We start from the raw sequence: 18739 nt of genomic DNA on the forward strand, positions 1-18739 counted from the left end.
TGGTGCCGGCGCGGGGATCACACCTGCACCGTCCCGGCCTCGCCGGTGTTGGACTCCTCGGTCTCCCGGTACGCCGACGTGGTGCCGGCGAGCTTCTCGGCGACCTCGCCCAGCTGGTATCCGGTCTGCATCACCGCACCCATCGCCTCCTCGGCGGGTTCCAGGTAGACGTGGGCGAAGGCGCCGCCGACCTGGTCGGTGCCCCACGCGTTGTTGTGCGACATCACGGTGACCATGGTCGAGATGGCGTCGATCACCGCCGCCGAGGCCAACTCCTCGATCGCCGCCCCGGCGTCGCGGAGGTCGGTCAGGTCACGGGTCGACTCGGTCATGCTGCCCACCTCACACGTAGGGGTTCGGTTTGGGGTCCCAGTCCGGACGCGTCGGGCCCCGCTTGGGTTCGGGTCGGGTCGTGTCGTCGGGTTCGCCGTCGTCTGCGAGGAACTGGGCGTACGAGCTCTCGGGCAGCAGTGCGGTCAGCTCGGGCATCGACTCGAGCATGTCCCGTACGGGCTCGTCGCCCATCGCGTCCAGGCCGTGGTCGCGCTGCTGGTCGGCCACGTCCTCGGCGGCGTTCTCGAAGGCGGTGATGATGGCCGTACGAAGGTTCTCGATCGAGCCGAGGCGCAGTGCTCGCGGGTCGAGGTGGAGGTCGATCAGCCGGTTGCTGGCGTCGACCATCACCACCACGGCCTCGTTCGCGGCCCACCCGCGGCCGGTGATCTCCTCGCCGCCCGCCCCCGCGGCCTGCAGCGCCCTGGCGTTGCGTTCGTACTCGGCCAACAGCTCCCGTTCGCGCTGCCGCAACCGCTCGTTGGTGTAGTCGAGGTCGCCGGCCCGATCGATGATCGCGTCGGCGGCGGGGTCGCCGACGACGGCACCGGGCGGCAGGTTGCCTCCGGTGCGGGACGGCTCTTGCGACATACGGCCTCCGCAGTTCGGGGGTGGGTGTCTCTTTCTACCCGCCGCCGGGTTCAAGTCCCGGTTGCGGGCAGTACGGTGGGCGGGTGAGCCGCCCCGACATCGATCCTGCACTGTGGACCCCGGTCGAGGGGTTCGAGTTGACCGACATCACGTACCACCGTGCCACGGAGCCGGTGGCGGGGCGAACCGGTGTGGTCAGGGTCGCCTTCGACCGTCCGGAGGTGCGCAACGCGTTTCGGCCGCACACCGTGGACGAGCTGTTCCGGGTGCTCGACCACGCCCGGACGGCGTCGGACGTGGGATGTGTGTTGCTCACCGGCAACGGGCCGTCACCCAAGGACGGTGGATGGGCATTCTGCAGCGGCGGTGACCAGCGGATCCGTGGCCGTGCCGGCTACCAGTACGCCGAGGGGGAGACCGCCGACTCGGTCGATCCGGCAGCCCTGGGGCGGCTGCACATCCTCGAGGTGCAGCGGCTGATCCGGATGATGCCGAAGGTCGTGATCGCGTTGGTCAACGGCTGGGCCGCCGGCGGTGGCCACTCGTTGCACGTGGTGTGCGACCTGACCCTCGCCTCGGCCGAACACGCCCGCTTCAAGCAGACCGACGCCGACGTCGGATCCTTCGACGCCGGGTACGGGTCGGCCTACCTGGCCCGGCAGGTCGGGCAGAAGTTCGCCCGCGAGATCTTCTTCCTCGGTCGGCCGTACGACGCCGAGCAGGCCCACGCGATGGGCATGGTGAACGAGGTCGTCCCGCACGCCGACCTGGAGCGGGTCGGACTGGAATGGGGTCGCACGATCTGCGGCAAGAGCCCAACCGCACAACGGATGCTGAAGTTCGCGTTCAACGCCGTCGACGACGGGATGGTCGGCCAGCAGGTGTTCGCCGGTGAGGCGACCCGGTTGGCCTACATGACCGACGAGGCCGTCGAGGGACGCGACGCGTTCCTGGCCAAGCGGGACCCGGACTGGTCGGACTTCCCCTACTACTACTGATCCGTCCCGAGCGATTCCAGCCCAGGATGTCCGAGCTCACCTTAGGCGAAATGGGCCGCTCGTTCATGACGGGGCGGATCCACTACACACTCGAAGCCGAACGGCAGCTCAACGAACTCGACGAATGGATCACCGAGCAAGGTACGGCGATTCCCGGCGCGCAGGTCGTCGCAGCCGACCATGGAGTCGCAGGTACGAGATCGCGCGCAACCTTGCCCCCGAGGCTTCCCGATGAAAGGTTCGTCCTCTAACCTTTAATGAAACGTCCGCTGATCAAAGGAACCGCTGTGTCGTCTTGGCAGACCGCGCGTTGGGAGCCGGACCCGCTGTCGGGCGTGCCCCGGCGCGATCGCCGCAGTGGATCGTTCGAGCGGTTCGTGCCGGACCTGCTGGAGTCCCACCCGCTGGCGTTTGACGCGGGGCTGTCCCGGGCGATCGCCAGGGCCGAACGGGGAGTGGCGTCGCTCAACAGCCCCAGGGCTGGGTCGTTGGCTTCGATCGCCCGCTTCCTCCTGCGGTCGGAAGCCATCGCGAGCTCCCGGATCGAGGGTGTGGCTCCGTCTCCACAGCAGGTGGCACTGGCCGAGTTGGGGCATGAGGAGACTGTGAAGGGGGTGAGCGAGCAGGCCCAGCTGGTTGCCAACAACATGACGGTCGTGCGCGAGGCCACCACGCGCCTCGTCGAGGTGGACGAGTTGAGCGTCGACGATGTCATCGAGCTCCACGCGGCGCTCCTCCCAGAGGAGCCGCGGCACCATGGCCTCCGGCAGGTGCAGAACTGGATCGGCGGGTCGGATTGGCACCCCATCGATGCAGACTTCGTGCCGCCCGCGGCCGACAGCGTGCCGGACCTGATGACTGACTTGGTCCGCTACGTCAACGGCGCCGCACACTCCCCGATCGTCCAGGCCGCGCTGGCACACGCTCAGTTCGAGACGATCCACCCGTTCACCGACGGCAACGGTCGCGTGGGGCGCGCCTTGATCCACACGGTGCTGGCAAGACGAGGTCTGACCCCGACGGCAGTCCTGCCGGTCAGTCTGGTGCTGGCCACCTTGCGCCACGAGTACGTTTCTGGGCTCACCTCGTACCGACATGGTGCTGCACCCGGCTCGGCCGCGGCCACCGCCGGCGTCCGCGACTGGTTGGAGTTCTTCACGGGTTCGGTGCGGATCGCGGTGGATGAGTCGACCTCGCTGGTCGATCAGATCGACGCATTGCTGGTGGAGTGGCGCGAGCGGGTCGCCCTGGCGCGCACCGAGCGGGGCGTACGTCAGACTCCACGTGCCGACTCGGCCGTCGCCCGGTTGCTCGAGACGTTGGCGGAGGCCCCCGTGCTCACCGCAAGCTCGGTACGCCGCATCCTCGGCGTCAGCTTCCCGGCGGCGAGTGCAGCACTGGAGGAACTGCGGGAGGCCGAAGTCCTCACCACCCGCAGGATCGAGCGCAACACCACCGCCTACCTGGCCAAGGAGATCCTCGATCTCGTGACCGTGACCGAGCGGCGACTGGCGAGCACCCGTTTTGACACCCGGAAGTCGCTGCCGACTCGCCCCGTCCCCGCTCGGCCGCACCGTCCGGAGGACGGGCGATGAAGACGCTGCATCCGGTCACACGGTCGCTGGGCCCAAGGGCACCGGTCAGGCACGATGGGCTGTGAGGTGGAAGCCAGCGTTGAACGCATTCCCTGCCACCTTCGCCGACCGCACGCCTGCAGCACAGGACCGCTGACATGACAACCGCCACCTACACCGTTCGCCGGACAGTCCCGGATGAGCCGGATATGACCGCGCGTCACCCCGGCACACGTGGCCACGTCGATCTCAGGGTTGTCCGCCGATCCGGGCATCTCGAGCGGGACAACGCGGCCATGGAATCATTCGGTGAAGTACCGGGAGCTAGTGCGCGAGATCGCGCTGGCTGAGCATGGCATCCTCACCGCCGACTCGTCTGTGTGAGGCAACTCGTGACGCTGGAAGGGAAGGGCTCAGCACGGACCTGGCTGGGTGGTTGGGCTCTACCTCTTGGAGCCGCATGTACTGGCGGATGAAGCCGCGGAGGAGTACCGGTGCGACGTCGACGCTCGCGCGGTCCTTGGCGACGGACCGTCCGTCTATTTCCGCTCATGGCGGACCCGTGACGAGGCAACGGCTGGCTGGGAGTTCAATCAGGCGTTCTACGTTCGGCTGGACGGCTGAGAGTCGCTTCAGGCGCGTAGACTCAAGGTATGACCAGCGGACTCGATGAGATCACGCAGTTGGTGCTGACGCTGCCGGTGGATCAGCGCGCGCAGGTTGCGAACGCGCTGCTGGCCAGCCTCGACGACCCGGCCGATTCGGCTGAGGTCCACGAGGCTTGGACGGCAGAGATCAAGTCACGGGTCGACGACATCACCAGTGGTCGGGTGCAGACCCTTTCGCGTGACGAGGTCAGGGCTCAACTCGCGGCGGACCGTGCCGCGAGGCAGCAGCAGTGACGGTCGACGTTCGGTATCACCCCGAGGCTCTTGCCGAGCTTCGCGCCGACGTGGCTTGGTACGAAGAACGAGGCGCTGGGCTTGGCGGTCGGTTCGAAGCCACCGTCGACGAAGTGATCGACACTTTCCTTGAGTGCCCTGAGTCCGGAGCGATCTGGCCCGGTTGGGACAGCATCCCCGCAGTCAGGTCACGACGGGTGGCGGGCTTCCCTTACCGCCTCGTCTACCTTGCCCAGCCCTCCGAGCTCGTCGTCCTCGCGCTTGCGCACGACAAGCGGTTGCCCGGCTACTGGCGGGAGCGGGTCGGTGAATGACCCGATGCGTGGTAAATACGCGGCAGGAGAGTAGAGCGACGGTCGTTCGCGGTCAACTCCAACCAATGCGTTGAGTACGGCCTGATCACGACCAAGGAGGCTGTCGCGGCGGTGTTCCGGCGGTCGAGCTGCGCAAGTTGGCTGCGCGCGTAGCGCTGGTTCACGTGGCTTACAGGATCTACCGGGTGGCTGATGCTCCCGACGCGCCCTTCGACCAGTTCGCCGAGACACACCTGGCCACCGAGCATCGAAGTCGGTGCCGGGTGGGATGACCTATACGATGGCGCCATCGAGGCCATCGACGTACGGCCCGATATCGGTGACGCGGTCGCGTGGGCCAACGACCTCATCGCGAGGATCGCCGAAGCGTGAGCGCAGGGGCTACGGTGAGGTCGTGACGATGATCGAGGAGGAGTTCCTTCGTCGCCATCGACCCCCAACGCCGACAATCACTTTTCCGCAGGTTCGGCCTAGCCTGACTTCGTGGACACCTGGATAAGCGGGATGACAAGGTTCCGTGGGAAGAGGTGTCAGATGACAGAGCAGAGCAAGAAGCGTCGTTCGTTCACGGCTGAGTACCGGGCCGAGGCGGCTGGGCGGGTGATCGAGTCGGGCCGGCCGGTGGCGCATGTGGCCAAGGAGTTGGGGCTGGGTGAGCAGATGCTGGGCCGGTGGGTTCATGCCGAACGTGCCCGCCGGGCCGGTGAGCCGGAAGGCGAGTTGAGTCCCGATGAGCGGGCCGAGCTGAGGCGGTTGCGTAGCGAGGTGACCGAGTTGCGCAAGGACAACGAGTTCTTGGGAAAAGCAGCCGCCTTCTTCGTGTCGAAGCCACCACGGCAGAACGGTTTGAGCTGATGGCGCAGGAGAAGGCGAACTACGAGATCTCTCGGATGGCCAGGTTGTTGCGGGTGTCGCGTTCTGGCTACTACCGGTGGGCCGCACAGCGGGCCGCTCGGCGGGCGGTGCTGGATGAACAGGTCCGTGACCTGTTCGAGGTGTCGGACCAGGTGTATGGGGCTCCGCGGATCACCGCTGACCTCCACGCCGCCGGGGTCGGGGTGGACGTCAAGACGGTGGCTGCTTCGATGCGCCGGCAAGGGCTGGAAGGGATCTCGCCGCGGATGTTCACCCCGGTCACCACCATTGGTGGGGTGGCGACCCACCACATCCCGGACCGGGTGAACCGGCGCTGGGACACCGGGGAGTTGAACCGGGTCTGGATCTCTGACATCACCTACCTGGGCACCGGGGAGGGCTGGCTGTTCCTGTGTGCTGTCCGCGATGCCTGCTCGCGCCGGGTGTTGGGGTGGGCGATGGATTCCCACCAAGACGCCGACCTGGTGGAACGTGCGCTGCGGACCGCGCACACCCTGCGCGACGGCTTCGAGGGGCGGGTGGTGTTCCACGCCGACCGGGGCACCCAGTACACCTCCGCCCAGTTGCAAGGGGCCGCGGTCGAGTTGGGGATCGACCAGTCGATGGGCCGCACCGGGGTGTGTTTCGACAATGCGATGTCGGAGTCGTTCTTCGCCACGTTGAAGACCGAGTTCTACGACCGCAGGACCTGGCCCACCCGGGCCGAGGCCCGCCGCGAGGTGGCCCGCTGGATCGAGGTCGTCTACAACCGCCGCCGCAGGCACTCCGCGATCGGCTACCACACCCCGGTCGACTACGAGCACCAACTCAGCAACCACCCGGTTGCACCATCAATCAAGGATCAAGCCGCGTAAGCGGGCCGTGTCCACGATTTGCGGTCAAGCCCAAGGTCAGCCGCATAGTGCCGTCAATGACCACCAACAGTCGCTGAGCGTTCCGCGTTCCGCGTACTGCTACTGACTCGGGGCGGGGTCGGTAGGAGGCATGCCGGTTGCGTTCTCCGTGCCGCTGGCCCCGTCAGGGCCCGCCTCGACCGAGCGAAGGCCGAATTTTCGCGCGCTCAGCTTGCCGGCGAGGGTGCCTTTCATCGACTTCGCCCGATCGAGGGTGTCGTCACCGAACCGCTTGGCCACACCGACACCCATTTCGCCGGACTCAAGAACCTTGGCCTTCGCATCTCCGGCAGCTTCGACCCATCGCCTTGCCGCCAGTTCCTGATGTGTCCCCTCGATCCCGAGCAGGACTTGGAAGTCGACGATGCCGCTGGTGACCTGGTTGCTGGAGGCCACCACGGTCTTGGACGCCATCGGGTGGAGCAAGACCTTGGTGTTCGCGAGGCTCGCGGCCTCGGTCATCCGAGTCAGCAGTTGGTCGGTGCTGCGGGAGATGAGCTCGAGGCGATTCTGCCGAGCCACGCGGAGTCCGAGCCGATGCCGGTCCAGCACGTCGGGAGACGCATTCAGCACCCTGTCGAGTTCGAGCACCGAGAGTGCGTCGTGCAACTGGAAGCAGTGAGCCAACACGGCCAGCCATTCCTGGACCTTGGGTGCGGCCTGCTTCGCCACATCGGCGAGGTCGCCCATCTGTGGGGTGCGTTCCAGCTTGTCCGCGATCGAGTCCAGCTGCCGCAGTGCGTATGCCTGGGTCCGGGCGATGGTGAGGCTCGTTCCCTGCACCTTCGACCATGCAACGTCGGTGACGTGGCCAACGTGCTCGCGCACCGTCATGGCCTCCTTGATCATGAAGTCCACGCCGATCATGTCCGCCAACACGGCGTCCTTCTGGGCGCGAATGATGTCATCCACCTTCGCGTCGATCACCTTGAGGTACTCGGTGATCTCGTCCATTGCCTGTTGCATGGCGAGCTGGGCCATCAGACCGGCGGCACCGGCGAGCAGCGCCGGATTCGCCAGCAACGACGGGTTGAGCCCGCCCTTCACGAATTGGAGGTTCTTGACGAACTGACCATTGGGGCCACGCAGGGTTCCGTGAGCAAGCCCGGTCGTTGAGTTCTTCACCATGGGGAACTTGCCCATGGCTCTGGCGGACTCCTCGGTCACCTTCAACCACCGACCCGAGTTGGCGGCGATCTCCGAACCAGCCTGCGCGACAGCGCCGGCCGTGCCGAACCCCCGTCCCAGACGGTTGAGCTCGAGAGCCGTTGACGACAAACCCTGTGCCGCCAAGAAGTGCTCGACATCTGTCGGGTTTCCGATGACGGCCACACCATCGCCATCACTGATCAGTTGAATCTCGGTGCTCATTGCCGACTCCTGTCATCGTTGCCCGATGGGGTCGACAGGGTGACGCCGCACGACACGGGAGGCCCCCATGGCCTGCCTGCTCACATCCCCCAAGACGAATCGGATTCGCTTCCCCCATGCCTCAGATGGTGCCACAACCGGCCGACAGTAATGATGGGAAACGCCTGCTGCGGTCGTGACTCACGTTGCCGGGCCGGGATCGGGGGGCCTCCTCCTGCGGCGTCGGCATCGCCCCAGCGAAGAACAACGCGGCCATAGGGGGCATCCGCGCGTTGCACAACGTCCGTCGCTCGGCGATGCAGGCACGCACCGCAGCGGCGCGGCAGATCCACGCACAGTTGATCACCGCGCCGACCATCATCTGGGGGTAGAAGTACCGCGACCTGGGCAGCGAAAGCGACTCGTCGTGCTCGTCCGGATGTAGGGCCACACCAACGAGGCCCCGGTCGAGCGAGCGGTTCTGCTCGTTCTCAAGACGCTGGCGCAGCGCGCCAACGAACCGGCAAGACGGTGAGTCGCCGGCTGTCCCGGGGCGGTGACCAAGCGGCGAACGGTGCGCTCCACCGGATTGCGCTGGTGCGGATGTCCAGCGATGCCGCACCAAGGAGGACGTCGCGCGGCAACGCGACGCTGACCTGTCGAGCAAGGAGACCCTGCGCAAACTCAAGGGCGAGCGATCGCCCGCGAGGTCTTCCGGTGTCTCACCGCACCCGTCACGATCCCGGGCGTCGACGACCTGCGGCCATTGCGGCTTGGCAGAACATCACACTCACAGGGGCGGCGAACCAACTCGGCGTGTGGCCCACAACCATCAGTGAGCTCAAGCGCGGCTCCGCCGCAACGACGACTTCGCGCAGAGCTACCGCGAGTGGCTCCACGCGGCCTGATGACACCCGCGCAGCCAAACCTGGATGCCAGCACGTCGGCCGCGCTGGCAGGATCGAGTTCATGATCCGCTACCCGGCCCCACTTCGTCCCGGCGACAAGATCGCGGTGACCTCACCGTCCGCTGGGGCTTCTGGCCCCGGCGCCGAGCGAGTGGATTTCTGTGTGGATTGGCTCCGTACGGCAGGCTATGACGTCGTCGTCGGCCAGTGCATGGACGGATCGGGACTCACCTCCGCGCCAGCCGAACAGCGAGCAGCCGAACTCACCGTGATGCTCTGCGACCCCGACGTCCGGTGTGTCCTGCCGCCTTGGGGCGGCGAAACCGCGATCGACCTCGTGGACCTGCTCGATTGGGACGCACTTGCGGTCGCCGAGCCCACATGGCTGGTCGGCTACTCCGATCTCTCCACTGTCTTGCTGCCGATACCACCCGACTTGGCTGGGCAACGCTGCACGGCGACAACCTCGCCGACACGCCCTACCGACCCCCGGCAGGCTTGCTGCCGTGGACCGAGCTCGCAGCCGGCCCTGGGCCGCACGTCCAGCGTGACTCGGGATTGATCGCCAACTGGTGGCGCTCTGAAGAGGACCCGAAAGCAATCCAGTGGCGCGAGGTCGGTGAGGGACGCTGGCGACTCCACGACGCAGAGGAGCTCGAGGTCAGCGGGCGTCTCATCGGCGGTTGCATCGAAACGATCGTCAACCTGGCCGGCACCCCGTACGGCGACGTAGCGGCATTCGGCGAGCGATACGCAAGCGACGGCCTGATCGTCTATCTCGAAGCATCAGAGGACGAGGCAGCAACGATCTGCCGGAACCTGCACGGACTCCGGCTGGCCGGCTGGTTCGAACAGGCAACCGCGATCCTCATCGGCCGCACCAACGCCGGCGACAACCCTAAGATGACACAGGAACAGGCAGTGCTCGACGCCCTCGGCCGCCTCGACCTCCCGATCGTGTTCGACGTCGAGATCGGTCACGTGCCGCCGCACCTGCCACTCGTGAGCGGAGCGATGGCCGCCGTGACCGTCGACGCCGGCGTACACAACCACTCAAGAGCTGAGGTAGCGGCGACTTCTGGCTTTCGCGCGCTCAGCTTGCCGGCGAGGGTGCCTTTCATCGACTTCGCCCGATCGAGGGTGTCATCACCGAAACGCTTGGCCCCGTCCAGATCCTCGGCCAGAGGAGCCAGTTGGCGATCGGAGGGCCCGAGACATCACGGGGCCCGGTGAGTTCGACGGCTGGACCGGTGAGTGCCTGCGCGATCGAGAAGTGCTGCTACTCCTGCGATGTCCTCCGGGATGGCGGTGGCGACGGTGTCCCAGATGACCTGCGTATCGAGGATCCGGTAGCCGTGGGCCACCTTTTCTCGGAGGGCCACCATCATCGTGAAGCGGATGTCTGGATGCCCCTCAACGACAGCGGCACTGAGACGCTTCGCGACCGCTCCGAGATTCAGGCAGATCATCTGGGCCGCACGTTGCAGAAGCACGTCGGTGTCGTAGGTCGACTTCCCCCGGGACACGAGGTCCGCGGCTTCTCGTCCGAAGCCAAGAATCTCCGTAAGCGTCTGCCGATCCTGGTCCGAGATGATCACACTGCGACCGCGCCCAAGTTGGACCACGCCCGCCCGCCACTCCTGACCGCGCCTGTGGTGACAACGTCCACGCGGACACCGCAGAGGATCTCCAGTTCGTCTTCCAGCGCGATGATGTCGAACATCGTCATGCCGGGCTCCGCGACCACCACCACGTCCAAGTCGGACTCCACAGTGTCTGTGTCCTTCGCCACCGAGCCGAACAGTCGGGGGTCACGGGCTCGATGTCTGGCACAGATCTCCTTGATCCGATCTCGATGTACCCGGGCCGCAATGGAAGGACGGAACCCGATGGCAGTGGAGAGTCTCGCCAGCATGGTGTCGGTCAGCGGGCGCGCTCCGGACTCATGTGCGGACCAGTTGGACTGGCTCACCGAGGCCAATGACGCAGCTGCGGACTGGCTCAATCCCATCGTCGTGCGCCGGGCACGCAGCTTGGCTCCGTTCATGGTCATGTCCGGACTATATCACCCAGATGATATAAGTTTGTCTGGGAGCTTCTGTGGCCGACCGAAGTCGTCCAGCTCCTCGACCGCGCGAGCGGCGGTGCCCGTGGTCCAGTCATTCGGCACGCCGGCGGTGAGGCGATCGAGCAGCACGGTTTGGAGCTCCGCCAGTTCTGCCGCGTACGCAGGGTCAGCGGCGACGTTGTGGAGCTCACCGGGATCGGCGGCGAGGTCGTACAACTCGGGAGCCCGGCCGGCATCGTGGAAGACGTACTTCCGATCCGTGGTCCGCAGGCACTTGCTGCGGTGCTGACGGTCATTGCTGGTGAACTCGCACAGGACTGGCCGGTGCCAGTCCTCGGGGACCGGGGAGCCCTCAAGCAGCAGGCGCAGGCTGCGGCCGGGGAGGGCCGGCGGGTGCGGCAGGCCGACCAGGTCGAGCACGGTCGGGGCGAGGTCGATCTGTTCGACCAGGTCGTCGATCCGCTGCCCGGGGCGGCCGGTGGGCACCGACATCAGGTACGGCACCCGGATCACCGACTCCAAGAAGCTCGCCTTGCCGGTGCGGCCGAAATCACCCAGCATCTCGCCGTGATCGGCAGTGAAGATCACGATGGTGTTCTCCCACAACCCTTGTCTGGTGAGGACTTCGCTGATTCTGCCGATCTGGTCGTCGAGGTAGCTGACCATGCCCCAGTACAGGGCTGTCATCCGGCGCAGCAACGCTTCGCCCTGCGCACCCGGGAACTGATGGGCGATCTCGGTCTCCAGGCCGGATTGGGACGCCCAGGCCAGGTCGGAGAGGGTGAGCGTGTCGGGGTCGTACCGGCTGGCGTACGGCTCGGGCGGGTCGAAGGGGCCGTGCGGTCCGCAAAAGCCCGTCCACAAGAAGAACGGGTCGGTGTGGTCGCGGGCCAAGAACTCGCAGGTGTTGTCCGCGATCCAGTGATCAACACACTCATCGGCGGCCAGCACATTGGGCAGTGCGCCCCGCTCGGTGGCGAACTCCGGGGTCCGACGCTGCGCATAGATCGACTCGTACGCCCCGGGCCGCTTGGCCTCGAGCCAGGCGGCGTAGTTGGGCCCCAGCTGCGCCGGACCCAACGGTGATCCTTCGGCGTCGCGCCACCGGGCACCCTTGCCCATCGTGAGCTGCAACTCGTCGTACCCACGCGGTGGCATCATGTGGATCTTGCCGAAGCCGGCGGTGCGGTAGCCCACGTCATGCAGCCGTTCGGCCAGCGTCGGCTCCCAGGGTGGCAGGCCCGGGGTGTTGCCGATGACGTTCTCCATGTATTCCACGCCGTGCTGGAACACGTACCGCCCGGTCTGGATGCACGCCCGACTTGGCACACACACCGGATTCTGGATGTAGCCGTGCCGGAAGTCGGTGCCCCGTGCCGCCAGCGCATCGAAGTGCGGTGTCGCGACCTGGGTGTTGCCGTGGCAGGCGAGTGTGTCGTACCGCTGTTGATCAGTGGTGATCAACAAGACGTTGGGGCGTTCGGTCATCGAGGTCCTCCGGAGCAGGAACCCGGCCGCTCTGGCGGCCGACGGGCATGGCGACGGTGTTCACTGAGTGCGGTCGGAGATGGATCCAGTCGGGCCACGTTGGTCCGCGCCAGACCTCCCGGCGGTTGGTGGGTGACGTAGAGGGATCCATCGGCTGCGAGCCTGACCCGTCCCACCCCGGTCTGGAGCAGCAGCCCGGTCCCGGTGATCACGTCCACCGAGTACAGCCGGAAACTGCTCGTCACGTACAGCAGGCCGTTCGGATGCCAGACGAACTCGCCACCGTGGGCCGCCGATCGGCCGGGGTACAGCGGGATGGTCGTGCTGACCGTGTGGCTGGCAGTGTCGAACGCGAACACGGTCCCGTCGGCGATGCCCCACAGCCCACCGTCAGGTGCGGTCGACAGGTGGTTGATGCTCTCCGCTCCCGCGATGACGCTCCACGTCCCGATGGTGGAGTCGGTGGCAGGGTCGTACGAGAACAGCTTCGCCTCGGTGGCGATCGGTTGGGTGCCGCCGCCGCCCTCGATGGCCGACCCGCCGTACACCAGGCCCTCGTGCAGGGTCAGGGTTGCGACGGTCTGGTCGGGCACGATGTCGCGGTGGACCACGCGGCTGCCGGTCGCCCAGCTGTGGATCGTCAGCGCGCCACCGTGCTTGCCGTAGTCGGGCCGAGTTCCGACGTAGAGCCGGGTGTCGTCGGTGATCACCGCGAGTGGTCGGTTCTGTTCGTGGGAATCCTGCAGGCTGAACAGTGACGCCGGATTGCCGGCACCGGGTGTCCACCGCTTGAGGGTGGCCGTGGGGTAGATCCCGGCGACGATGTCGTCGCCGAACCAGCACCAGTCCTCGACCTGGCCGAGCTTGGGTTGCTGTTGGTCATAGGTGTCGGAGGCGATGTCGAGCACTGCGGTCGCCCCGCTCAGGTAGCCGCTGACATAGATCTTCTGCTCGTGCCGGGTACCAGCGCGGCCGGGCAGGATGTCGATCACGGGGGAGTAGTCGGGCAGCACGTCGCCGGTCCAACTGGTGAAGGCTTGCTCGGTGAGGTCGTAGCTGAACGACAATCCCGAGGACGTGCCGACCTTGCCGTGCAGCACCGGCCGGGAGGGCTCACCGCTGATCCCGAACCCCAGCCCGGTCGCCGGCAGTCGGATCGGTTCGTCGGCGGCGGTCGCCACGGTTGACGTCAAGGTGGCGAGCTCGATCCGGCGGAGCTCCCGATCCACTGAGGTGTAGAAGACGGCGCCGTCGTACTCGGGGGAGATGAACCGTGAATTCACCGGCAGCGTCTCGACCGTGGATCCGGTCACTCCATCGATGAATTGTCGTGCGGCTCCGGTGATCGGGTCCACGGCATGGAGGGTCTTGCCGACCGAGGCGAACACCGTGCCGCCGGCATAGCCCACTTCGCCCACGCCGACGCAGGCAAGGCCCGGTGGGGTGATGTCGGCGAACTGACCGGTGGCAACGTCGACCCGGACGAGTTTGGCCACCGGAGAATAGATCCCGGCGATCACGGCGTTGTGGTCGGCGTCGTAGACGGCCCCTCGGACGTACTTCGATGTGGGATCGACCCGGCCGAAGTCGGTCACGCTGTTGGTGGCGGGGTCCCAGCTGAAGACATGGCAGTTCGGGTACGTCCCGCCGTAGACACTGCCGTCAGGGCCGGTCGACAAGCCGTACACCTGGGCTTCACCGGGCACCGGTGCGCCGAGATCGGTGACGGTGTCGCTGGTCGGTGAGTAGCGGTACAGGTGGGCCTGGGAGTAGGTGCCGACATAGACGTGACCGTCGGGGGCCGTGGTGATCGCCCACGAGCCCCGAGCACCGGGCAGCGGATGGGCGGCAAGGCGTTGCCCGGTTGCGATGTCGATGATGTTGAGCGCGGCGTTCTCGCCGGCGGGAACCACGTACATCGCTGGTGACCCGGTGGGCCCGTGGCCGAAGGCGGCTCGCATGATGGTGGTGACCCCGATGGCGTGTCCAAGATCAGTCAACGTCAATCCCGGCATCGCATCACATCCGCTGCGGGCAGGGGTGACGTTGGTGGTGGGCTCGGCGTGGCTGGTCGGGGCCCAGGCCGCCAGGGTCGATGCCACAGCGAGACCACCGGCCGACCGCAAGAGTTGGCGACGCTGCCACCGGTTGATCATGATCGGACTCCTCTCGCAGCCAGCCGATGCCATCGGGGGTCGAGGCGAATCGCGGCGCTGCTGACCCAGACCTCCACAGTCCCGGGCTGCAGTCGGGACTGGAATGGGCGAGCCGATCACGCGGATGGATATTCTGACCATACGCTGCCAGCCGAAGGAGTTCTCATGCCGATCGGTACGGATCTGTCTCCGGTTCGCCACGAGCGATCCGGGCACCGGCGAGACCCACTCGAGCATGTGGCGGTGATGGATCGTCCGGTCACGGCATCGCGTCATCTCTCGACGCACCTGCTGCTGTGGATCGTTCGTGGTCGGTTCGCCCTGTCCGGCGGTGATCAGTCGTCCGGCGGTGATCAGTCCGGAGTCGCGGTTCCTGGTGACCTGGTCACCGTGTCACCAGGCGTGGAGTTGCGGTATTGCGCGGTGGACGTCGTCGGTTGGGAGTGGTGGTGGATCCATTTCAGCGGCCCGCGGGCCGCGGCGCTCAGCCGGCTCGTGGGGGATGGACGGCTGATCACTCCGCTGGGCCAGGAGCTGGAGGTCCGTGCCCGATTCGACGAATTGGTCACCACCGGTCTGCGTGCCGGCGCCGGTGCGGGGTGGGCCGGGCAGCTGCGCCTCGACTCCTGCCTGTTCAGCCTGTTGGGCCTGATCATCGATCGGCGGCAACGGACCTCGACCGGTAGCCCGGAGACCGACATCGATCTGTCGCCGGTGCTGGCCTTCATCGACGAATCGCTGGCCCGCCCCCTGTCGGTGCATGATCTGGAACGCGTCAGCGGCTACTCGGCGACCCATCTCGGGCGACAGTTTCGTACGCAACTGGGCACCTCGCCCATGCGGTTCGTCAACCAGCGGCGGATGCGCAGGGCGTCGGAGCTGCTGACCGAAAGTACGCTCTCGGTCGCCGAGGTGGGCCGGGCCGTGGGCTTCGCGGATCCGTACCACTTCTCCCGGCGATTCCGGCAGGCAGTGGGCGAGGCGCCGTCGCAGTTCCGCGCCAGTGTTGCGCCCTCAGACTGAGCCGGGACGGCGGAGCTGCCGCGGCTACTCCGTCAGTCCGTACAGCCGATCCCCGGCGTCGCCCAGGCCAGGGACGATGTAGCCGACCTCATTGAGGTGATCATCGACCGCCGCGACGACGAGATTGAAGGAGATCTGCCACTGCTCGGCCAGCGTCCGGATCCGAGCCAGACCCTCCGGTGCGGCCAACAGGCAGATGCAGGTGATCTGATCGGCCCCCCGGTCGTGCAGGAACTTCACCGTCGCCGCTAGCGAACCACCGGTGGCGAGCATCGGGTCGAGGACGTAGCACTGGCGGCCCCGCAGGTCCTTCGGCAACCGCTCGGCGTAGGTGGTGGGCTCCAGGGTCTGCTCGTCGCGCACCATGCCGACGAAACCGACCTCACAGGTCGGAATCAATCGGGTCAAGCCCTCCAGCATGCCGAGCCCGGCGCGCAGGATCGGCACCACCAGCGGTGGCGCACCGGACAGTCGTACGCCATCGGCCTCGGTCACCGGGGTGGTCACCCGGCAGGCCTCCACCCGTACCGTCCGGGTCGCCTCGTAGGCGAGCAGGGTCACCAGTTCGTCGGTGAGCCGCCGGAAGGTGGGCGAATCGGTGCCCGTACTGCGCAACTGGGTGAGCTTGTGCGCCACCAACGGATGATCCACGACGTTCAGGTCCACGGGGCAACTGTGGCACAACAGGCAACCGAGGAGGTCTCGTATGGGCCGAACTCACGCCGAACGGACGCGTTCCTGCGCGACCCGATACGTCCGAGCGGGCAATGGGGCTGCCCCACCCCCGCCACATCTGACACGATGGGCCTGTGAACGGACGCCAGGGCACGGGAAGCGACTTCGACGACGACGAGTACGAGTCGTTCGCGCTCACCGACGATGACTCGGACGCCGACCTCGACGGTGACGACGAGGACGATGACGATCTGGATGACGACGACCTGGATGACGACGACCTCGACGACGAGGACGACGATGATGACGACCTCGAGGACGCCGACGAGGACGACATCGACTTCGTCATGGCGGCCTACACCGAGGAGGGGCAGCGCAGCGCCACCGCGCTGACCAAGGACCTCGCCAACGACCTCGAGGAACTGATCCACCAGCTGCGGCGGCTGCCCGGTGATGCCGGCGCGGTCGGTTTCGTCAGCCTGGTCGAGGACTTCTTCGTGATCGTGCGCGTCCGCGGCCGCAACGTGCAGGTGCTGCTGTCGGACGGCTCGATGGCCGGTGACTGGCCGATCGCCCGGGACGTGGCCGACTTCCTGGGGCTGCGCGAGATCCCCGACGAGGACGACGGCGACCCGATCGGTGACCTCAACATCCTCGGCGACTCGGGGGTGGGGGAGATGGACATGGCCCGCTATTGCGAGGACATCGACTCCGGCTCGGTGCAGGTGCTGTTCCAGATCGCCGACAAGATTGCCGTCGGCCCGGTGTTCCGGCAGGCGGCCGAGGCCGAGCTCGACGGCTGAGCCGATGGGCCATCCGCGGAATCCTGCGCACCTGCCCGAGGCGATGGGGCTGGCGCTGGTCGAGGCCCGCGCGGCACTCCGGCACGGCGACGTCCCGATCGGGGCGGTCGTGCTGGCGCCCGACGGCTCGATGGTCGCCGCGGCCCACAACGAGCGTGAGCTCACCGGCGACCCGACCGCTCACGCGGAAGTGGTGGCGATCCGGCGAGCCGCCGAGGCCGCGGGCCGATGGCGGCTCGACGACCACACCCTGGTCGTCACGCTCGAACCGTGCACCATGTGCGCCGGCGCGCTGGTGCTCGCCCGGATCGCCCACGTCGTGTTCGGGGCGTACGACCCGAAGGCCGGCGCGATCGCCTCCCTGTGGGACGTTGTCCGAGACTCCCGGCTCAATCACCGGCCGGCGGTGACCGGCGGCATCCGGGAGGCCGAGTGCGGGGACCTGCTGCGGGACTTCTTCGCCAAGCATCGATGATCACTCGAAGGGGGCGATCATCGCGCCCGGCTCGTCCAGCCACACGTCGACGAGGTTCCCGGATGTCAGCGGGTGGCCACCGGGGACAACTCCGGCAGGAGGCTGAAGAACGGGTGCTTGTTCTCGTCGGTCGGGTCGAGAGAGAAGTCGTCGGCCGCGCTCCGAAGAGTGGCCTTCTGCCGGATGACCACCCAGACCACGCGCTGGCCGTCCTGGACGACGCCGATGTGGCTCAATTGGGCAGCATTCGGGGGCAGCGTGGTCCTCGGTGGGGACGTGTAGACCGAGACCTGCGCCTCGCCCTTCGGGCCGATGGAGACCGGTGTGGCCTCCCCGTGACGCTCGAAGCCCTCGGCCTCGCAATCGGCGGCCCATCCGGCAATCGTCTGGTACGCATTCTGCGCATCGGTGGGGGTGGCGTACTGCACGAGGACGACCTGCGCCTCGATCGCCCTCGCTTGCTCCCAGGTGCGTTGTCGGATGGAGGTCTCGTCAGCGGTCGGAGTGCCGGTGGCGGCCCATTCGCCCTGCTGACATTCGTGCTTCACCATCTCGGCGGGTTCGGTGATGTCGGTCGGGTCCTCGAAGCGGGCCAGACTGGTGCTGATCTCGTCCGAGCTCGGCATGGACTGCTTGGTCAGTGGTGGTGCCGGCGGGGCGCTCGATTCGGCGGAGGCCGTGGGAGGGCTGATGGGTTCGGGCGGTGTGTCCGAGCAGGCGCTCAGGCCGAGGACGAGGGCCGCAGCGACGGCGAGGGACAGGAAGGGGGCCGGTCACGGTCCTCCTCCGGGTAGGAATGTCACGGTCTGGCGCCAGTGAAACAGACGCGGGTGTCAGGCCCGGTGGCCACCCCGTCGGCTTGCCGACCCAGCATCCGGATGGGGCCGACCAGGCATCTGGCCAGGCCCGTCAGCGGGGCAACGGCAGCGCCGAGCTCGCCGGTTGATCACCCAATGGGGTGGGTGGTTGGGGGCACGACGGTCAGTGCTCGGTGCCGGATTGGAATCTGAGGGCCCGCTCGCGGTACCCTCGTCGGCGGTGACGTGTCCGAGCGGCCTAAGGAGCACGCCTCGAAAGCGTGTGTGGGTTCACCCCCACCGTGGGTTCAAATCCCACCGTCACCGCCACGTGAATGTGTACGACGGGCGCTTCGCTTCCTGCGGGGCGCCCGTCGTCGTTTCTGGCCGTTGTTCGGCCGAACCCTTGACACGCGCGATCCGCCCTGTGTAACTTCCTAAATGAGAATGGAACTTCCATTGAAGATACATGGCAACTGGTTGCGACGGCGCAACCCTGAGGACTGCAGCACCAC

At 67.0% G+C, this 18739-nt stretch carries 20 protein-coding genes, 1 tRNA gene and 1 pseudogene; 13 read left to right on the plus strand and 9 right to left on the minus strand.

Annotated elements, in window-relative coordinates; translation table 11 throughout:
* Positions 1 to 17: 17 nt before the first annotated feature.
* Both ACQBAU_RS01620 and ACQBAU_RS01625 read right to left on the minus strand, forming a co-directional pair.
* On the minus strand, positions 18 to 332 hold the full coding sequence (locus ACQBAU_RS01620; RefSeq protein WP_465256296.1) for a hypothetical protein: 315 nt from the start codon (positions 330 to 332) through the stop codon (positions 18 to 20).
* A 10-nt stretch (positions 333 to 342) separates the two neighbouring features.
* Positions 343 to 924 (minus strand): YbaB/EbfC family nucleoid-associated protein, encoded by a 582-nt coding sequence (locus ACQBAU_RS01625; protein WP_434548684.1) that lies wholly within the window; start codon positions 922 to 924, stop codon positions 343 to 345.
* An 83-nt stretch (positions 925 to 1007) separates the two neighbouring features.
* On the opposite strand from ACQBAU_RS01625, the gene ACQBAU_RS01630 reads away from it, so the two are divergent.
* From ACQBAU_RS01630 to ACQBAU_RS01660, 7 genes and pseudogenes are all read left to right on the plus strand, one after another.
* Positions 1008 to 1922, plus strand: a complete 915-nt coding sequence (locus ACQBAU_RS01630; RefSeq protein WP_465256297.1) for a 1,4-dihydroxy-2-naphthoyl-CoA synthase — start codon at positions 1008 to 1010, stop codon at positions 1920 to 1922.
* Between the two features lie 26 nt (positions 1923 to 1948).
* Positions 1949 to 2173, plus strand: a complete 225-nt coding sequence (locus ACQBAU_RS01635) for a hypothetical protein (RefSeq protein WP_465256298.1) — start codon at positions 1949 to 1951, stop codon at positions 2171 to 2173.
* 396 nt (positions 2174 to 2569) lie between these two features.
* Positions 2570 to 3517: a Fic family protein gene (locus ACQBAU_RS01640; RefSeq protein WP_465256357.1), complete on the plus strand. Its 948-nt coding sequence runs from the start codon at positions 2570 to 2572 to the stop codon at positions 3515 to 3517.
* Positions 3511 to 3653, plus strand: a pseudogene (locus ACQBAU_RS01645) (IS256 family transposase); the annotation flags it as partial. The gene ACQBAU_RS01640 and the pseudogene ACQBAU_RS01645, both read left to right, overlap by 7 nt.
* A gap of 496 nt (positions 3654 to 4149) precedes the next feature.
* On the plus strand, positions 4150 to 4398 hold the full coding sequence (locus ACQBAU_RS01650) for an addiction module protein (protein WP_465256299.1): 249 nt from the start codon (positions 4150 to 4152) through the stop codon (positions 4396 to 4398).
* Positions 4395 to 4712: a type II toxin-antitoxin system RelE/ParE family toxin gene (locus ACQBAU_RS01655; protein ID WP_465256300.1), complete on the plus strand. Its 318-nt coding sequence runs from the start codon at positions 4395 to 4397 to the stop codon at positions 4710 to 4712. Before ACQBAU_RS01650 ends, ACQBAU_RS01655 begins: the two co-directional genes overlap by 4 nt.
* Positions 4713 to 5246: 534 nt before the next feature.
* Positions 5247 to 6442, plus strand: a protein-coding gene (locus ACQBAU_RS01660) for an IS3 family transposase (protein ID WP_465256301.1) whose coding sequence is annotated in 2 segments (ribosomal slippage) — positions 5247 to 5523 and positions 5523 to 6442 — 1197 coding nt in all. Because the reading frame shifts where the segments join, the coding sequence is not laid out codon by codon here.
* A gap of 99 nt (positions 6443 to 6541) precedes the next feature.
* On the opposite strand, the gene ACQBAU_RS01665 is transcribed toward ACQBAU_RS01660, so the two are convergent.
* Positions 6542 to 7852 (minus strand): hypothetical protein, encoded by a 1311-nt coding sequence (locus tag ACQBAU_RS01665; protein WP_465256302.1) that lies wholly within the window; start codon positions 7850 to 7852, stop codon positions 6542 to 6544.
* 948 nt (positions 7853 to 8800) lie between these two features.
* On the opposite strand from ACQBAU_RS01665, the gene ACQBAU_RS01670 reads away from it, so the two are divergent.
* Together ACQBAU_RS01670 and ACQBAU_RS01675 are read left to right on the plus strand one after the other, a co-directional pair.
* Positions 8801 to 9301, plus strand: coding sequence for an LD-carboxypeptidase (locus tag ACQBAU_RS01670; RefSeq protein WP_465256303.1), 501 nt, complete (start codon positions 8801 to 8803; stop codon positions 9299 to 9301).
* On the plus strand, positions 9298 to 9972 hold the full coding sequence (locus ACQBAU_RS01675; RefSeq protein WP_465256304.1) for a S66 peptidase family protein: 675 nt from the start codon (positions 9298 to 9300) through the stop codon (positions 9970 to 9972). Before ACQBAU_RS01670 ends, ACQBAU_RS01675 begins: the two co-directional genes overlap by 4 nt.
* Here the strand turns inward: ACQBAU_RS01675 and ACQBAU_RS01680 are convergent.
* The 4 genes from ACQBAU_RS01680 to ACQBAU_RS01695 are packed head-to-tail and all read right to left on the minus strand — an operon-like array spanning position 9957 to position 14451.
* A complete protein-coding gene (locus ACQBAU_RS01680; RefSeq protein WP_465256305.1) occupies positions 9957 to 10337 on the minus strand; it encodes a HepT-like ribonuclease domain-containing protein in 381 nt (126 codons plus the stop codon). The two genes, ACQBAU_RS01675 and ACQBAU_RS01680, sit on opposite strands and share 16 nt — an antisense overlap.
* The gene (locus tag ACQBAU_RS01685; protein WP_465256306.1) at positions 10334 to 10792 is read right to left on the minus strand and encodes a nucleotidyltransferase family protein; all 459 of its coding nucleotides are present in this window, start codon (positions 10790 to 10792) and stop codon (positions 10334 to 10336) included. Before ACQBAU_RS01685 ends, ACQBAU_RS01680 begins: the two co-directional genes overlap by 4 nt.
* Before the next feature lie 12 nt (positions 10793 to 10804).
* Entirely contained in the window at positions 10805 to 12295 is a 1491-nt protein-coding gene (locus ACQBAU_RS01690) for a sulfatase family protein (RefSeq protein WP_465256307.1), read from the minus strand.
* Positions 12292 to 14451 (minus strand): NHL repeat-containing protein, encoded by a 2160-nt coding sequence (locus tag ACQBAU_RS01695; protein WP_465256308.1) that lies wholly within the window; start codon positions 14449 to 14451, stop codon positions 12292 to 12294. The genes ACQBAU_RS01690 and ACQBAU_RS01695 overlap by 4 nt, the downstream gene beginning before the upstream one ends.
* Positions 14452 to 14697: 246 nt before the next feature.
* Here ACQBAU_RS01695 and ACQBAU_RS01700 point away from each other — a divergent pair, with 246 nt between their 5' ends.
* Positions 14698 to 15474, plus strand: coding sequence for a helix-turn-helix transcriptional regulator (locus ACQBAU_RS01700; protein ID WP_465256358.1), 777 nt, complete (start codon positions 14698 to 14700; stop codon positions 15472 to 15474).
* 24 nt (positions 15475 to 15498) lie between these two features.
* Here the strand turns inward: ACQBAU_RS01700 and upp are convergent, their stop codons facing one another.
* Positions 15499 to 16125, minus strand: a complete 627-nt coding sequence (gene upp, locus ACQBAU_RS01705) for a uracil phosphoribosyltransferase (RefSeq protein ID WP_465256359.1) — start codon at positions 16123 to 16125, stop codon at positions 15499 to 15501.
* Positions 16126 to 16283: 158 nt separating this feature from the next.
* Here upp and ACQBAU_RS01710 point away from each other — a divergent pair, with 158 nt between their 5' ends.
* Both ACQBAU_RS01710 and ACQBAU_RS01715 read left to right on the plus strand, forming a co-directional pair.
* Positions 16284 to 16952 carry a tRNA adenosine deaminase-associated protein gene (locus ACQBAU_RS01710; protein ID WP_465256309.1) on the plus strand — a complete coding sequence of 223 codons (669 nt, stop codon included), beginning with the start codon at positions 16284 to 16286 and terminating at the stop codon, positions 16950 to 16952.
* Positions 16953 to 16956: 4 nt separating this feature from the next.
* Positions 16957 to 17427 carry a nucleoside deaminase gene (locus ACQBAU_RS01715; protein WP_465256310.1) on the plus strand — a complete coding sequence of 157 codons (471 nt, stop codon included), beginning with the start codon at positions 16957 to 16959 and terminating at the stop codon, positions 17425 to 17427.
* 65 nt (positions 17428 to 17492) lie between these two features.
* Here ACQBAU_RS01715 and ACQBAU_RS01720 read toward each other — a convergent pair whose 3' ends face one another.
* Positions 17493 to 18053 carry a hypothetical protein gene (locus ACQBAU_RS01720; RefSeq protein WP_465256311.1) on the minus strand — a complete coding sequence of 187 codons (561 nt, stop codon included), beginning with the start codon at positions 18051 to 18053 and terminating at the stop codon, positions 17493 to 17495.
* Positions 18054 to 18464: 411 nt separating this feature from the next.
* Between ACQBAU_RS01720 and ACQBAU_RS01725 the strand changes: the two genes are divergently transcribed.
* Positions 18465 to 18554, plus strand: a tRNA-Ser gene (locus tag ACQBAU_RS01725).
* Positions 18555 to 18739 lie beyond the last annotated feature (185 nt).

Source organism: Carbonicoccus niuqiaonis, assembly GCF_050157065.1.
In the GTDB taxonomy this organism is placed as follows: Bacteria; Actinomycetota; Actinomycetes; order Propionibacteriales; family Propionibacteriaceae; genus Avipropionibacterium.

Coding starts and splice junctions, on each gene's coding strand:
- ACQBAU_RS01690 (WP_465256307.1), bottom strand. CDS start 12,295: ATGACCGAACGCCCCAACGTCTTGTTGATCACCACTGATCAACAGCGG.
- ACQBAU_RS01700 (WP_465256358.1), top strand. CDS start 14,698: ATGGATCGTCCGGTCACGGCATCGCGTCATCTCTCGACGCACCTGCTG.
- ACQBAU_RS01665 (WP_465256302.1), bottom strand. CDS start 7,852: ATGAGCACCGAGATTCAACTGATCAGTGATGGCGATGGTGTGGCCGTC.
- ACQBAU_RS01670 (WP_465256303.1), top strand. CDS start 8,801: ATGATCCGCTACCCGGCCCCACTTCGTCCCGGCGACAAGATCGCGGTG.
- ACQBAU_RS01695 (WP_465256308.1), bottom strand. CDS start 14,451: ATGATCAACCGGTGGCAGCGTCGCCAACTCTTGCGGTCGGCCGGTGGT.
- ACQBAU_RS01720 (WP_465256311.1), bottom strand. CDS start 18,053: ATGCCGAGCTCGGACGAGATCAGCACCAGTCTGGCCCGCTTCGAGGAC.
- ACQBAU_RS01620 (WP_465256296.1), bottom strand. CDS start 332: ATGACCGAGTCGACCCGTGACCTGACCGACCTCCGCGACGCCGGGGCG.
- ACQBAU_RS01685 (WP_465256306.1), bottom strand. CDS start 10,792: ATGACCATGAACGGAGCCAAGCTGCGTGCCCGGCGCACGACGATGGGA.
- ACQBAU_RS01640 (WP_465256357.1), top strand. CDS start 2,570: ATGACGGTCGTGCGCGAGGCCACCACGCGCCTCGTCGAGGTGGACGAG.
- ACQBAU_RS01650 (WP_465256299.1), top strand. CDS start 4,150: ATGACCAGCGGACTCGATGAGATCACGCAGTTGGTGCTGACGCTGCCG.
- ACQBAU_RS01715 (WP_465256310.1), top strand. CDS start 16,957: ATGGGCCATCCGCGGAATCCTGCGCACCTGCCCGAGGCGATGGGGCTG.
- ACQBAU_RS01625 (WP_434548684.1), bottom strand. CDS start 924: ATGTCGCAAGAGCCGTCCCGCACCGGAGGCAACCTGCCGCCCGGTGCC.
- ACQBAU_RS01635 (WP_465256298.1), top strand. CDS start 1,949: ATGTCCGAGCTCACCTTAGGCGAAATGGGCCGCTCGTTCATGACGGGG.